12 protein-coding genes are annotated in these 15486 nt (G+C 55.1%); 11 read left to right on the top strand and 1 reads right to left on the bottom strand.

Translation table 11 applies throughout. The features are described from left to right. Positions 1-49 precede the first annotated feature (49 nt). The 6 genes from L1D43_RS10080 to L1D43_RS10055 all read left to right on the top strand — a co-directional run bounded on the left by L1D43_RS10080 (position 50) and on the right by L1D43_RS10055 (position 5592). Positions 50-1891, top strand: coding sequence for a DUF885 domain-containing protein (locus L1D43_RS10080; protein ID WP_239851339.1), 1842 nt, complete (start codon positions 50-52; stop codon positions 1889-1891). A gap of 91 nt (positions 1892-1982) precedes the next feature. Next, positions 1983-2261 carry a peptidylprolyl isomerase gene (locus L1D43_RS10075; RefSeq protein ID WP_011866267.1) on the top strand — a complete coding sequence of 93 codons (279 nt, stop codon included), beginning with the start codon at positions 1983-1985 and terminating at the stop codon, positions 2259-2261. Between the two features lie 4 nt (positions 2262-2265). Next, positions 2266-2814, top strand: a complete 549-nt coding sequence (locus L1D43_RS10070; RefSeq protein ID WP_239851338.1) for a GNAT family protein — start codon at positions 2266-2268, stop codon at positions 2812-2814. Between the two features lie 48 nt (positions 2815-2862). Next, positions 2863-3090, top strand: coding sequence for an RNA-binding S4 domain-containing protein (locus tag L1D43_RS10065; protein WP_239851337.1), 228 nt, complete (start codon positions 2863-2865; stop codon positions 3088-3090). 36 nt (positions 3091-3126) lie between these two features. Then, entirely contained in the window at positions 3127-3513 is a 387-nt protein-coding gene (locus tag L1D43_RS10060; RefSeq protein WP_041509417.1) for a ribonuclease E inhibitor RraB, read from the top strand. Between the two features lie 108 nt (positions 3514-3621). Beyond that, positions 3622-5592, top strand: coding sequence for an NERD domain-containing protein kinase family protein (locus L1D43_RS10055; protein WP_239851336.1), 1971 nt, complete (start codon positions 3622-3624; stop codon positions 5590-5592). 60 nt (positions 5593-5652) lie between these two features. On the opposite strand, the gene gcvA is transcribed toward L1D43_RS10055, so the two are convergent. After that, on the bottom strand, positions 5653-6597 hold the full coding sequence (gene gcvA, locus L1D43_RS10050) for a transcriptional regulator GcvA (RefSeq protein WP_239851335.1): 945 nt from the start codon (positions 6595-6597) through the stop codon (positions 5653-5655). 111 nt (positions 6598-6708) lie between these two features. Here gcvA and L1D43_RS10045 point away from each other — a divergent pair, with 111 nt between their 5' ends. From L1D43_RS10045 to L1D43_RS10025, 5 genes are all read left to right on the top strand, one after another. Then, on the top strand, positions 6709-7473 hold the full coding sequence (locus L1D43_RS10045; RefSeq protein ID WP_239851334.1) for a TSUP family transporter: 765 nt from the start codon (positions 6709-6711) through the stop codon (positions 7471-7473). Between the two features lie 194 nt (positions 7474-7667). Beyond that, on the top strand, positions 7668-10034 hold the full coding sequence (locus tag L1D43_RS10040; protein WP_239851333.1) for a hypothetical protein: 2367 nt from the start codon (positions 7668-7670) through the stop codon (positions 10032-10034). Between the two features lie 111 nt (positions 10035-10145). After that, positions 10146-11939: a hypothetical protein gene (locus L1D43_RS10035; protein ID WP_239851331.1), complete on the top strand. Its 1794-nt coding sequence runs from the start codon at positions 10146-10148 to the stop codon at positions 11937-11939. A 91-nt stretch (positions 11940-12030) separates the two neighbouring features. Further along, positions 12031-14349: a toxin-antitoxin system YwqK family antitoxin gene (locus tag L1D43_RS10030; protein ID WP_239851330.1), complete on the top strand. Its 2319-nt coding sequence runs from the start codon at positions 12031-12033 to the stop codon at positions 14347-14349. Then, the gene (locus L1D43_RS10025) at positions 14350-15456 is read left to right on the top strand and encodes a hypothetical protein (protein WP_239851329.1); all 1107 of its coding nucleotides are present in this window, start codon (positions 14350-14352) and stop codon (positions 15454-15456) included. Positions 15457-15486 lie beyond the last annotated feature (30 nt).

Raw genomic sequence — 15486 nt, 5'->3', positions numbered from 1 at the left:
TTATAGAAAACAACACTCACTTGCACAGAATATGAAGGATATAACTCGAATGAACAAAACGCTTCTCGCTTTGACGATATCAGCTATGGTGGCCATGGTGGGCTGCTCGGAAAAGGAAACCAGTGCAAGCCAGGCTAACAGCAATGCGCCGGCGCCAGAGCAAACTGTGGCGCCTCAAGTGCAAAGCGCCGAGCAAGAATACCTTGCCTTAGTCGATCGTTATTTCAATGACATGCTCAAATTAGAGCCCATGTACGCCACCTTTGTCGGCGTGAACGATTACAACGACCAGTTCGGTGGCGACCTCACCGAGGAATACCTCAAGGCGCGTCACGAGCTTAACAGTCGCTACCTGAAGGCGGTAAAGGCAATCGATCGCAGTGCCTTACCCGAATCGCTGCAACTTAGCTACGACATGTTTAGCTATGACAGAAACATGGCCCTAGTGTCAGAGACCTTCCCATCCTATTTTATGCCGATGAACCAGTTCTACAGCACTGTGATTACTATGGTGCAGCTGGGCAGTGGCGAGAGTGCACAGCCATTCAAGACGGTTAAAGACTATGAGAACTGGCTGTCGCGTCTGTCAGGCTTCATCAACTGGACCAAGTTAGCTCAGGAACGCATGGACGAAGGGATTGCCAGCAAGGCAGTACTTCCACGCGTCCTGGTTGAGCGTATTATTCCTCAGCTGGATGCACAGTTAGTTGAGCAGGCCAAAGATAGCCTCTTCTATGCGCCAATCAACAACCTGCCAGAGAGCTTTAGTGACGCTGAGAAGCAAAAGCTGACCGAGCAATATGACGCGTTAATCAGCAAAGAGCTGATCCCTGCGCTGGCCGATTTGAAGCAATATTTCCAGGAAACCTATTTGCCGGTTGCCAGAGCGAGCGATGGTTGGTGGGGGCTGCCTAACGGTAAACTTTGGTATCAACATCTCGCTAATGCCCATACCACGACCACTATGCCGGTCGACGAGATCCATCAGATTGGCCTAGATGAAGTGGCGCGTATTCTGAGCGAGATGGATAAGGTGAGAGAGCAGGTGGGCTTTAAGGGCGACCTTAAGGCTTTCTTTGCATCACTCTCTTCAGAGCCTCAGTACTTCTTTAGCGAGCGCCAGGGGTTAATTGATGGCTACATGGTGTTAAAGGACAAGATCAACGCAGTATTGCCTAACTACTTCAATGTCATGCCTAAGGCCGATTATGTGGTTAAGCCGGTTGAGAGCTTTCGTGAGCAGTCTGCTGCCGGGGCATCTTATGAGTCTCCAGCGGTGGATGGTTCTCGCCCAGGCGTGTTCTACATCAACACCTACAACCTGAAAGCTCAGCCTAAGTGGGGCATGACGACGCTATCTCTGCATGAGGCAGCGCCTGGGCACCACTTCCAGATAGCCATCAAGCAGGAGCTGACTGGTGTACCCGAGTTCCAGCGCTTTAGTGGCTATACCGCCTTCGAAGAGGGCTGGGCACTGTACGCCGAGTACCTGGGTATCGAGATGGGCTTGTTTGAAGACCCATACCAGTATTTCGGTAAACTATCTGACGAGATGCTGCGCGCCATGCGCCTAGTGGTGGACACAGGTCTACACGCCAAAGGCTGGAGCCGCGAACAGGCGATTCAATATATGAAGGACAATTCGCCGATGGCCGAGACCGATATCATCGCCGAGGTAGAGCGTTATATGGCGATTCCTGGCCAGGCCCTCTCTTACAAGGTGGGTCAGTTGAAGATCTTGGCGCTTCGCGCAGAAGCCGAGCAGGCCCTGGGCGACAAGTTCGATCTGAAAGGCTTCCACGATCAGATCTTAACCTCAGGCTCTCTGCCTATGGCGGTCATGGAGCAAAAAATCCACCGCTGGATAAAAGCAGAGGGTGGTAAGGCATAATCTGAGCGATACGCCTTTTTAAACCCAGCAAATGTTTTATACTTGCTGGGTTTTATTTTATTCATTTTTAGGAAAATCAAAGGAGTGCCACATGGTACAAGCAACAGCACGTCATCTATTGGTTAGCAGCGAAGAAGAGTGCGCCCAGATCAAACAGCAGATCCTGGACGGCGCAGATTTTGGTGAGATGGCTAAGGCTCACTCCTCTTGTCCGTCTGGCGCACAGGGTGGCGATCTGGGTTCATTCGGCCCAGGCATGATGGTTCGCGAGTTTGACGAAGTGGTATTCAGTGCACCACTAAACGAGGTGCAGGGTCCGGTTAAGACGCAGTTTGGTTACCACCTGCTCGAAGTGACCAGCCGCGGTTAATCTTTTGAGTCTCGAGTTATATACTGATAGCTTGAAGATCCGCTCGCTCACGCCTGAGGACTGGCCGCATTTTCTGTCGGTCCATCAGGATGAGCAGCAAAATCGCTATGTGAGAGCGCCCCAAAGCGAAGGTGTCATACGGGAGAGGTTTGATCAAAGGCTCACTCCTTGGCATTACGAGTCCGGCGCCTGGTTGACCCTGGTGATCGAAACCATAGATGGCGGCGAGTTTATCGGCTTCACCGGTTTCTACTGTGTCGATGCCAGCCTGGGACAGGTCGAGATGGGCTATATGCTCAGCCGCAGCGGCCAGGGACGAGGCTATGCCACCGAGAGTCTCAAGGCGGTGATCGATTGGGCCTGTCTGCAGTTTAAGGTGCATAAGTTTATCGCCCTGTGTACGGACAATAACCTTGCATCGGCGCGGGTGCTGGAGAAGTGCGGCTTTGTCCTTGAGGGCACCTTGAGGCAGAACTTTAGGCTCAACCAGACCTGGGTGGACGACCGCTATTATGGGTTGCTCGCCTCGGAGCGTCCCGATAGCCCGCAGTAGGGCAGAGTGGTATACTCCCGCCGACTCAGTTAAATAAAGGTAGTTAGTGTGACCACAGAATCCCAAACCTTGGCCTTGTTGCCGGGTGAAGAGTATATCGAACTCTATAAAGTATTGAAGGTGCAATCCATGACCTCAGGTGGCGGCGAAGCCAAGATGGTGATCAGCGAAGGCCTGGTGACCGTCGATGGTGAGGTCGAAACCCGTAAACGTAAGAAGGTGATTGCCGGCCAGGTGGTCAGCTATAACGGCGAAAGCGTGACAATTGTCGCTTAGTGATTCGTCGCCGAGAGATCCAGAAGGAGTCAAACTATGCAGTTTCCAGATGATGATAATGGCAAGATGTTAGCGGCCATGGCCGAGGCGGGTATCGACTTAACCAAGGCCTTGGATGTGGATTTTTTCCTGATCTTCGAAGATCAGCGTGACGCCGAATCAGCGGTGGAAGAACTCGCTCAGTCTGAGCTCGAAGGTGAGATGGAATTACACCTCAACGACGAGCTTGGCAAGTGGGAGCTTATCGTCTGTATCAACATGGTGCCCGACTACCAGGCGATCGTCGATCAGGAGTTCGAGCTTAACGAGTTTGCCGCGGAGTTCGGCGGCGCCACCGATGGCTGGGGTGTGATGCAGCATCAGGAAGGTGACGACGAGTTTGCCGACCACGACCATGAGTGCGGCGACGACTGCCAGCACTAATCGCGACTAATTTAAAAAGCCACTAATTTAATAAGCCACTATTTATAGTGGCTTTTTTTTACGGTAATGTTAGCGGCAAGAGCATTTAGCCAGAGTTAGGGAGAGCAGATGGCGAAGCAGATCAGTTTTGGAACCCCGGTCAATGACGCCGAACGCTGGGCATTTGCCATGTTGGCCGACGAGTTGCCGGAAAATTACATCCTGCTGACCAATGTGGAGATCCCCACCAAATCGGGCCAGGCGATGGAGGTCGATGCCCTGGTGATCGGCGAGTGGGGCGTCTATGTGGTCGATGTTAAGGGCTACATAGGGCGCCTAGATGCCGGAATGCATGCCTGGTCGCTCGACGGGCGTCAGGTGGACAACAGTTTAGCCAAGGCCAACTATGTGGCCCGTGTGCTTGCCGGCAACGTCAAACATAAGATCCCCGTGGGCGTCTATGCCCCCTGGTGCCAGGGCATGGTGTTTGTCACCGGGCGAAAGGGGGAGGAGATAGAGCTGGCCAAGCAGCAGGGCTCGCTTAGTATCTATACCCCGAGTCAGATCGTCGCGGCGCTTACCAAGGAGTGGGGACTCACGGCGCCGCGTAAGCTTCAGGTGACCGACAAACAGAAGCAGATGGTGCTGGAGACCATAGGTCAGGTGGCCTTGGTGGAGCAGCGTAACAACAAGATCCAGGACTTCGTTAAGCTCAAGTGTCTCTTCATCCAGAGCGGCCTCGAGGTGTGGCAGGCGGAGTACAACCCAGGTGGCTGGACCGCCCCCTGGCTGCTTAAGGTGTTAGTGCCTACTCAGTTTGAGAACAGCGATGAGTCCCTGCAATATGAGCTGCGCCTGCGCGACGAGTTTAAGCGATTGCAAACCCTGGCCGGCTGCAGCGGCGTGCCTCAGTGTGCGCCCCTTATTCAGGATGGTGAGCAGCTGGTGCTGCCCATCCGTATGCCTCGGGGCGTGCCGCTGGATGTGCTAGAACATGAACAGCTGACCACCTATCAACTGCTGGAGATCCTGCGCCGGGCCGTGTCAGGCCTGCAGCAGATCCACCGCCGCGGGGTGACTGTGGGTGGCTGGCAGAGCAACTGCCTGTTTGTCTCGGATCTTGGGGATGTCGAGTTTATCGATATCAAGGATAACCTCAACACCAGCGAAGATATTGCCGCCTTCGCGGGCAGCTTTCTTCCCCTGGCGGAGCAGACGCGTCAGCCGAGGATCTACCAATGGTTTCGCCAGGCCGCCAGTGGCAGTAACACAGATCTGGACATGATCCGCTGTGATATCGCGGCATTGATCGACAACGGCGTGTGCGACACTCTGCCTGAGCGTATCGAGATCGCCAGCGGCGCCATCATAGACCATCACTATCAGCTGGAGCAATTTATTGCCGCCACCGAGCACAGCCAGTTTTGGCGAGCCCGTCACCTTCAGGGGAACTACCCCTGCGGTGTCTCCATCTATGCCAAGGTAGAGACAGACTGGTCGATGCTTAGCAGCCTCTATCGCAGCCTGTCGAAGCTCTATCACCCCCATGTGGAGAAGGTGCTTAATTTTGGTCAGCTGCCCCAGAGCGATGAGCTGTTTATCAGTCGTGCCTGGGAGCGCGGCGTGTCGCTGGATGAGCTAAGGGATATTCAACTTGGGCAACCGGCAACCTGGTTTACTCAGTTATTGTCGGCGCTGCAGTATCTGCATCAGATGGATATCTATCACGGCGCCATCTGTCCGAAAAACATCATCTGTAGCGACGATAAGGCCGTACTGGTGAACTTCGGCATAGGGCTGGATATCGCCACCAGTCATTATGCTCGCCGTTACGCCGACCCTCAGCTATGGGCCGCCGAAGGGGAGGCGGAGAAGGACCTCTACGGCCTGGTGGCAAGCTTTATCGCCACCCTGACGCCGGTTAAACTCCAGGGGGATGGCGGTCAGGCCGGGATCATCAAGGCGTTGCATTCCTTCGACCGGGAGTGGTTTGGCGAGAAGACCTTCGATACCTGCCTCAAGGTGCTCAATTTCGAGTTTGATGTGGGCCATGGCGTTAACTATCTCGAGGCCTTCGACGCGAGCGATCTGCTTGAGTAGGGCTCGATTTAGAAGGAATTAGTCCGAGTTAGTGAGTCAGAGTTAGCGAGTCGGAAGTTGTTAGCTGGAATTAGTTTTCTTGGCGCCGTGGCGATAGGGCGCGAAGATCTCCAGCAGCCAGTCGATAAAGGCCTGGGCCTTGAGTGGTCGCTCACTGGCACTAGGTTCTGCTCCTTCTGATTTTGTCGCATTAGGAGTGAGTACATAGTAGCTATAGGGGCTGATAAACTGGGTGTTTAAGGGGATCACCAGGCTGCCCTCAGCTAGCTCCTTTTCGATGAAGAAGCGGGGGAGCAGCGCCAGTCCCATGCCGCTGACAGCCGCCTGACTCAGCATATAGAAATGTTCCATCCCCAGCATCTTGTCCGTGGTCAGCCTTAGGCCCACCTTTTCGGCCCAGAGCGGCCAGAGCTCAGGGCGGGTAGTGTGCTTCAGTAGCGTCTGCCGGTTGATATCTTTGAGCGTCTTTATCTGTTCGGCGAGCTGGGGGGCGCACACCAGGCAGAGATCTTCATCCATCAGTTTGAGCACGTGGCAATGGCTTGGCCGCACCGTGGCACTACGAATGGCCACGTCATACTTATCTCGTTTGAAGTCCACCTGAAAGTCACCGATGGAGAGATCCACATACAGGTGAGGGTGGCGCGCCTTAAACTCCTCCAGCCTTGGGATCAACCAGTTGATGGTAAGGCTGGGCAAGACGTTGATCGATAATGCCTGAGCGATACCCGGCTGTGACCTTAGCTCCTCCGTGGCCTGACCGATGCTTTGCAGTGCGCTGCTGATGTGGCGCAGGTAACGTTCTCCCTCCAGGGTGAGGCTGAGCTGTTTATGTTGGCGGGTAAACAGGCTGACATTCAAGTAAGACTCTAATGTTTTTATCTGTTTACTGATGGCGCCATGGGTGACAAAGAGTTCCTCTCCTGCGCGGGTAAAGCTTAGGTGTCTTGCCGCTGACTCGAAGGCGCGCAGCGCATTGAGGGGCGGGAGTGTCAGTGGTTTCATCGTCTATGTGTGAGATTATTTCACGCTAAGGCGAGGATAACTCCTTTGCCAAATGGATGCAAAGGGCGTTTAATAGCCGCCAAATTCTAATCAAGCTTTATATGAGTCCTTATGTCTGTCGAACTGAGTTATGAACTGATGGCCATGCTGTTTGCGGTGGCCTCCCTGGCCGGTTTTATCGATGCTATCGCCGGCGGCGGTGGCCTTATTACCATTCCCGCACTCATGTGGGCTGGGCTTCCCCCCACGGCGGCGCTGGCCACCAACAAGCTGCAAGCCTGTGGCGGCAGTTTCTTCGCCAGTTTTTATTTTGTGCGTAAGGGGATGGTCGATCTCAGCAAGATGAAGCTCGCCATCTGCTGCGCCTTTGTGGGGGCGGCCTTGGGCACGGTTGCGGTGCAGCTTATCGACACCAGCGTGCTCAAGCTGCTGCTGCCTTTCTTGATCCTAGCGATAGGCTGCTATTTCCTGTTTTCAAAGTCCATCAGCGAAGAGGACAAGCATCAGGTACTCTCGCCAACCCTGTTCGGTCTGACGGCCGCTTTAGGCGTCGGTTTCTACGATGGCTTCTTCGGCCCAGGTACGGGCAGCTTCTTCGCGCTGGCCTTCGTGTCGCTCGCCGGATATGGCTTGGCAAAGGCAACTGCCCACGCCAAGGTGCTGAATTTCTCCACTAATATTGCCTCACTCATCTTCTTCGCCTTAGGCGGTAAGGTGCTCTGGCTGCTGGGGGGCGTGATGCTCTTGGGTCAGGCCATAGGTGCGACCTTAGGCTCTCGCATGGTGCTCACCAAGGGTAGTAAGATCATCCGCCCGCTGGTGGTGACCATGTCGATAGCGATGAGCGGCAAGTTATTGTTGGAGCACTATCTATAGCGCTAAAGGGCTATAGATAGTGCCGATCTTTAAAAGGTTTCAGGGGACGATTGCGAGTTAGCAGGCCATCGGTTTGACTATGTGTTTTGGTTGTGCCCAAGGCTGTGGATTTCACCGGGCTTTTGTGTAGAATGGCCGAAGGGATAGTTTAATCTCATTACATTTCAGCAACATGCAAAGCCAGGGAAGTTAGGATGGCCTCTAGCCAGAACAGGATTGTTTTTACGGCATTGACGCTCTGTTTCAGCCTTTTGGGGCTGGCGTCACCCAGCTATGGTCGTGAATCGGATGGCCAGGAAATGGCCCCCAGCCAGCGCGAATATCAGGTCACCATGAGCACGCTATTTGCCCATGGTGATAACCAGCAAGTCGGTGTCCGAGCTCGGGCACTGCTCCAATATCGAGTGGACTCGGCGCCAAATAGCGCTAAGGCGGTCAGTTTCTCCGTCTTGCCCACTATGTTGCAATATCAAGACCCCGCCTATCGACTCAATATCAACAGTTTCGACGATAGCGGCCGCGGCGCGGCGCTTGCCAACATAGTGCGCCGGGGCACCTTGCTAATGGACAACGGCGACAGTCAGAGTACGGCGCGCTTTAAGGCCCAAGATGAGTGGCTTGCCTATGTGGCTAAACAGGGGCAAGAGGCGCAGTCGGTACTCGCTCCCCTAAAATCGCTATTCGAGTTCTATCCGCTTGTTTCTCAAGCACATCGTCTACAGAAGGCGCTCGCGGTGGGCGACACGCTTAGACTTGGCAATTTATTGCCATCGGGGCTTGGCGATTTCTTGCAAACAGGAGCTGGCGAGCCTGAAGAGTGGCAGATAGTCGCCACCGAGGGGCAATGGATCACAGTGAGACTCGAGCGAGATACGCAGCGACAAGGCATCGAATATCGGCGCTTTGGCGAAGTGAGCTTCAATCGGGAAAACGGCTGGCTCGACAAACTCTTGCTAGTAGACCAGCAACAAAAGGGCGACAAGCTTCAGGCTCGCCGCTGGCTAATGGCACCGACATCGACCCCCTATGTCAGCAGCATCTTGTGGCAGGATGAGGGTGACTATTTCGATGAGGATGACGTTTTCGCTGAGGAGCATCTTGGGGATGACGCTCTGGGCGGCGAGGGGGCCGTTATCGAGCTGTTCGATATTCCGACCCTGCCCATGGCGCCGGATGATAGAGATGCCAGCGTAGCCATGATGGAACCCGATGAGGGGGTCATGTCTGCGGGCTGGGGCGGCGATGATATCGAGCTGCGTTATATCCATGGCCTGACGACGGGGGATTACGCCACCTCGGTCGCATACCGTAATATCGAGTTGCTCGACTGGAAGGATAGAGTGATCGACTTGCCGCTGTGGCAACACAGCGCCCGCGGCGCCAGCGCCATCAATGGTGTGGTCAGCTCAGGCGTTAATCTGCTCCCCATAGGTTGGGGGGAGAGTAAAGCCAAGTTGGAGGAGCTCTATCAGATCCGCGCCGAGCTGATATTCACCCCAGTGAAACGTTACAGCCAGCAGTTGCCCTGGCCGCAACTGCTGAAGCAGCCCTATCGATTTGGTGAGACGACACTAACGCTCTCCGCGCTGAGTAAACCCGGCCGCTATCGCCTGGCTATAACCAATCGTGGTGCTAACGCCCTGGCGCCAGATTTCAATGGACTACAGGGCAAGCTGGGCATTGTCGAGCCGGAGGGGCTGGGGCCTGCATGGCTCTCAAACACAGAGCAGCTGCTGCTCGATGAGCTGTTTCCCCGCGAGCAGAGCGCTCATGTCTATATCTTGCAGCTCGATAGCGTGCCCGAATCACTCAAGATCCTGCATAGCGAGCAGTTAAGTGATCGCAAGATAGCAAAACAGATTAGCTTCGTTACCCAGGCTGCCTATGAGGCCAACCTGGCCAATCCGCCGCTCGAGTCAGCCTCTCTAGGCCCTGTTGAGTTAGACCGGGTAACCGATCGAGGCGCCGTTGCTGAGCCCGGCCGATTAAGCGAGCTATCAATTGCCTCCATTACGGGCTACGATCTTTATATCCGGTTACCGAGCGCCCTCGCCGAGGTGTGTCAGCCTCAAATCAGCGAGGGCTTCGAAGAGGTGGGTAAGCCGGTTGAGTGGCGCCTTGTCGACAATGGCCTGGGGCAGAGTGCCTATGTGCTGATGACGCCCGATGGCAAGAGACGCTATTTTTACGACAAGCGCATCAAAGGCAGCATAGAGTGTCTTGGTCATGCCCATTGGCAGACGTTCGGCGCGGGTGATAATCGCCGTCCCTGGCTGGTGGATCTCACCCCTTGGCTATCGACACTGGACAAGACCGAGGTGCCAATCAGCCAGCTATATCGCTCCTTGGTGATCACCGACGCTCAGGGGCGACACCTATCGCCGCGGCTATCCAAAGGGGCCAATTCGGCAAAGGGAAACGAGATAAATACCTTAGACAAGGCCCTGGTTGACGGGCGTTGGCTAAGTGTCGATGGCGCCGTGAGCAGCGCTGCCTATCTCTCGATCGACCATGAGCCGCTGACAATTCCCTATCAATTTCACCTAAAGCCGCTGCCATAGGAGATGAGTAGATTGCGTCTTCTTTTCAGTGTTCTTTTCAGTATTTCTTCCAGTATTTTTTACACGCTTCTGCGCTGTTTGCCGCCCTGCCTTTCTGTCTGGTGTGCCTGCATGGTCACTGCCAACGCGACGATTTGGCTCGATAAGGACTGGCAGCCCACCCAGGAGAAGAATAAGGCCAAGTTTTACCTCAAGGGGCCGCCCAAGCCGCTATCCAAGCCGCGATCCGGTGCCGAGCAAAAGTTTTCCTTCGAGCCCTATTATCTTGGTAATGATTCAGGCACGCACTCTGGTATTCGGCAGTTTAGCGGCGCCCTCAACAGCGATCGCCTGGGGGATGACAAGACTCATCCTGTGGGATCGTATCGCTTCTATGGCGTCGATGGCACCTTAGTCGAGCAGGGGACATTTAATCCGCAGGGGCAGCGACAGGGCGCGGTTAAGATCTTCTATGAAGACGGCCCACTCAGTTGTGACTGTCAGTTCGACAAGGGCGAAAGAGACGGGCCGCAGAAGGAGTATTACCCCGAGGGGCAGCTCAAGCGTGAGGCGGTCTATCATCTGGGCGAGCCTGTGCAGCAAGAGACTGTCTATACCCCGGGCGGGGAGACGGTGCGGGTGCTGTGTCATACGGGGCAGTGCAGCGATAAGTTTTATAACCGGCAGGGCCAGCTCACCATGGAGAGCCAGAAGCGAGACGGGCTAAAGCATGGCACCGAAACCTTCTGGCGTGAGGGCAAGGTAGAGGTGACCCAGGCCTATCGAGACGGTAAGGAAGAGGGCGATTACTTTGCCTATTTTCCAAATGGTCAGATAAAACAGCATCATCAATGGCAAAATGGCGTCAAGGTGGGCGAGCAGCTGAACTACTTCGAGGAGGGGCAGCTGGCGAAACGAGAGTTTCTGGACGATCGCGGCCGCACCCTAAATTTCGTCGAGTATCGAGGCAGCGGCGAGCGATATCGAGAGGGGCAATTTCACTATGGTGCAAATGGCGACAAGCAAGAGGTGAGACGCTTTTATCGCCAAGACGCCCTGGTCAAGCAGATAGAAAAGCACAAGCTGAGGCAGTGGCGTCTGGAGACCCAATATCTTGATGGGCAGGTGATAAGCCGGGAAGAAACCCTGGCGGGTAAGCTTACCGGACTCAAGATCGTTACTAAACTAGATCGTCAAGCTGAGCTAGGTCGTCAAACTAAGCTAGATGGTCAAGGTAAACAGGAGCGTCAATCTAATCTAGGTCGGCAGAATAAGCCTGATCAGCAAAATCAGCTCGCCTGGATAGAGAAGATCCATTACCGAGACGGGCTGCGCCACGGTCTGGCCGAGAAACTCAGCGGCGATGGTACTCTTATCTACAAGGGGCAATATGCCGAAGATAAGCCGGTGGGCGACTGGCAGAGACAGAGCCGTGAGATGCGCACTCAGTGTCACTATAACCTCGAAGGTCTGCTCGATGGCGAATATCTCTCCCTTGGTGAGAAGGGGCAGGTGCTGGAGCGCGTTCAGTATCTCGATGGCGAGCTAACCGGGAGATTTGAGCGCTACTATGCCGATGGTGAGATCTACGCTCAGGGCCAGTATCGCGATGGTCGGCGCGACGGCGAGTGGATATTGCCGCTTGCTGAGCGCGATTATTCACCGCGAGTCGTCTCACACAGAGAGTATTGGCAGGGGCGCTTTCGGGAGGGCATTAAGGTAGGTGTCTGGCAGCGACTCAGCATCCAGGGCTATCAGATGGCGATAGCTAACTTTGATGAGCAGGGACGTCAGCATGGCGCTCAGTATGAGTTTTATGAGGATGGAGCGCTACATAGGCGCAGCGAATATCGCCATGGCGAGCCACATGGCGAAGTGCAAAGCTGGCCCAATCGCTTATTGCGGGATCAGATCTTCGCGCGATAGACGCGGCTTGACTAAGGCTGAGGGCTAAGTTCAGGCATGATTTTATAGAAAAGTATTTTAGGAACATATTGTTAGGTAAAAGGAAGCTTACATGCAGTTTAATCGAGCTTATTCGGCCCTGCTGGCTGGCGTTAGCCTAGGCGTCGCTAGCTTTATCGCCAGTCCAGTGGCGGCGAGTCAGAATCTTTCCAGCCTGATGGTGGAGATCCGCCAGCAGGAGGGCATAGCCACATACTACAACTTGGCTACCGGCATGGCGCTCAATGGTCAGGTGACCCTGGTGCGCGACAATCAGGGCTATACCCTGGGGGAGTTTGCTCAAGGAGTGCCCAATGGGCGCTGGCAGGTCTTTTTGCCAAACAATCAAAAACTGCTAGATGGCGAATATGTGAGCGGCCTGCAATCGGGCCGCTGGCAGTTGTTTGGCTCGAGTGGCGAGCTGAGTGAGGAGCAGTTCTATCTCAAGGGCGTGCCAAGCGGTGAGTGGGTGCAATATGATGACATGGGTAACCTCTACCAGAAGATCGTCTATGAGGCCGGGGTGAAGACTGAGGTGCTGCGCTATTTTGCCAGCGGCAAGCTACAGGCCAAAGAAACCTATGTCGATAATCTGCGCCACGGGATCTGGGAGACCTATCATGGCAATGGTGTACTGGCCCAGCGACAACAGTATGCCAACAACCAGTTGTCCGGCCCCTATCTTGCACAAAACAGCGAGGGGCTGGTGATAGAGCAAGGCTCCCTGGATGCCAACGGCGAGCGTCAGGGGCGCTGGCAGACTTTTTATGATGATGGTACGCCCGAGCGCGACGAGTATTACGCCGCTGGTCGTCTCCATGGTGAGAGCCTGACCTACTATCCCAATGGTCAGTTGTCGCTAAAGGGGCTGTACAGTGAGGGGCTGCGCCAGGGCACCTTGGTGCATTACGGCGATACGGGCGTTAAGCTCGAGGAGGAAAACTACCTCGATGGCGAACATGACGGTATACAGCGCTATTTCAATCGCGCCGGCATCCTGGTGAGCGAACTTAACTATAAAGCCGGGCTGCAGGCTGGCGTGCAGAAGACCTATTTTGACGACGGCAAGCCCAAGAAGGTGATTCGTTACCATGAGGAGACTCTGGCCGATAACGGTCAGTACCCCTTACACGGAATGCAGCAAGTCTTCGACACGGCCGGTAACCTGGTCAAGACAAAAGACTATGATCTCGGCCTGAAAGATGGCAACTTCGAGCGCTACCGTAATGGCCGGCTGCAACGCCAAGAGCAGTGGCGCCAGGGGGCACGTCATGGGGATTTCTTGGCCTATTACGACAATGGCAATCTGCGCAGCCTGGATCAATACCAGGACAATCGCCAGACCGGCAGGGCCGAGCGCTATTTCGATGACGGCACTCTTAAAGAGCGTGGCACGCGCATCGAGGGTCAATGGGTGGGCAAGTATGAGGCCTTCTATGAAACGGGCAAACCCAGAGAGCTGCTGCATTACGGCATGGATAAGTCGGCCGGGCGCAGCCGCTATCCGCTCGACGGTGAGTTTTCCCGCTGGTACGCCAATGGCGATCTTAACGAAGCGGGCGAGTACAAGAATGGCGAGAAACAGGGAACCTGGCGGCAATATCGCCAGGGATTGGTCAGTCGGGAGATGACCTTCGAGGCGGGCAAGCTTAACGGACCTTACCGCGAGTTTGATAATGGCCGCCGCCGGGTGACCGGCAGTTATCAGGCAGATCGTAAAGAGGGTAAGTGGACCGAGTATCGTTACCAGGAGAAAGACCCCAGCTTCGGGCCGATTCCCGAGGGTAACATCTATCGTGTCAGCCACTACCATAAGGACAAACTCGAGGGCGAGCGGGCATATTACAGCTTCAAGCAGGTGCGTTATCGCAGCGAGCAGTATCAGGCGGGTGAGCTCAGCGGCCACTTCAGCGAGTATTATTCGAGCAATGGTCAACTCAAGCGCGAGGGCAAGATGCTCAAGGGCAGCCAGGAGGGCCTGTGGCAAAGCTGGTTTGAGGATGGCGTGTTGGCGGAAAGCGCCGAGTATCTGGGCGGTAAGCGCCACGGGGACTATGCCAAGTATTATCCCAATGGTCAGTTGCAGGAGCGCGCCCACTATCGAAAGGATAGGCTCAGCGGTGAGCAGTTGAGCTATTTTCAAACCGGCAAGCCTAAGGCCAAGGAGCTCTGGCTCGACGGTCAGCGCGAAGGCGAGGCCAGCTATTTTCATGCTAACGGCAAGCAGGCCGAGCAGGGGGCATTTCTGCGCTCACGCAAGGAAGGCTTGTGGCGCGCCTTCTGGCCTAACGGCGAGCTGCGCAGCGAAGGAAGTTACATTGCAGACCGCGAGGCCGGTGATTGGGCCTTCTATGACCAATTTGGCAAGCTGATCAAGACGGAGCATCACTAGGTGGCGCGTCGAAAATGCGGCTGGTTAGATAAGATGTGTCCCGGTCTCTTATTAAGGCGGGCCGCTGCGCGTTTGCTAGGTCGAGCCGCGACGCTCTTGCTTGGTATTCTCCTGATACCCGGTTGCAGCGAGGCGCCACAGCTGCCCGTAGATGAGCAGGCGCTGACGCCCATCGACTGTAGCAGACAAGAGGTCTACGGGATCTGGATCGAGACGGACTGCCTGGAAGGCTATCGCGGCGAGCCCTTCAGCGGCATCAAGACCACAGGCCAGCCGGAGGGCTTCTTCAGCGCCACCCAGTACCATCAGGGCAAACGCCACGGCTTTAGCTTCTCGGCAAATGGCAGTCGTATCTTGTCCCATGCCTGGTATCACCAGGGGGTAAGAGAGGGGGAGCAGCTGGATTATCATGCACAAAGCCAGCGGCCTAAACGTCAGGCTATCTATCGAGGCGGTGAGACTCAGGCGGTAGCCCTGTTTAATGAGCAAGGCATTATTGAGCGATACCAGCGCCTGGAAGGCGATGAGATACTCGAGTCCATCACCTATGAACAGGGGCGTCCCTGGACACACCTCTTCTATCAAGATGGCGAACAACGAGAGCGCCTGCGTCGCTATTTCCCCGACGGCAGCCTGGCCAGCGATGCCCTGTTTCGTAAAAAGGATCTTAAGCGCCTGAGCGAAGTTACTTTCTATGCCAGCGGCAAGATAAAGACCCGCTATACCTATGATGGGGCGGCGAGCCTGGCCGCGCAGCAGACCTATTGGTCAAACGGTCGCCTGCAGTCTGAGCAGCAATACGGCTTCGACCCGCTCATAGTGCGCCATGGTGAGCAGCGCAGTTACTGTCAGTCAACCGGCGCGCTGGAAAAACTCGCCCACTACCAGATGGGTAGCGAACAGGGGCGGTTTGAGTGGTATCACTGTAATGGCCGGCTGATGAATGCCAAGCATTATCGACAGGGCATCATGGTGGATACTCGGGTGGACACCCTGGATGAGTCGGGCCACCTGGTTAAACGCGAGCTATTTGATGGCAAGGGAAAACGACTCGAGGCCTTTTATTTTAATCAGGTGGGTGAGCAGGTCTATCACGAGCGGCTTTGATCTAGGCCCTACTTTGATCTAGACCCCACT

The organism is Shewanella sp. Isolate8, from assembly GCF_022398495.1.
Lineage (GTDB): Bacteria > Pseudomonadota > Gammaproteobacteria > Enterobacterales > Shewanellaceae > Shewanella > Shewanella aquimarina.
This window is presented reverse-complemented; position numbering and strand designations above follow the sequence as displayed.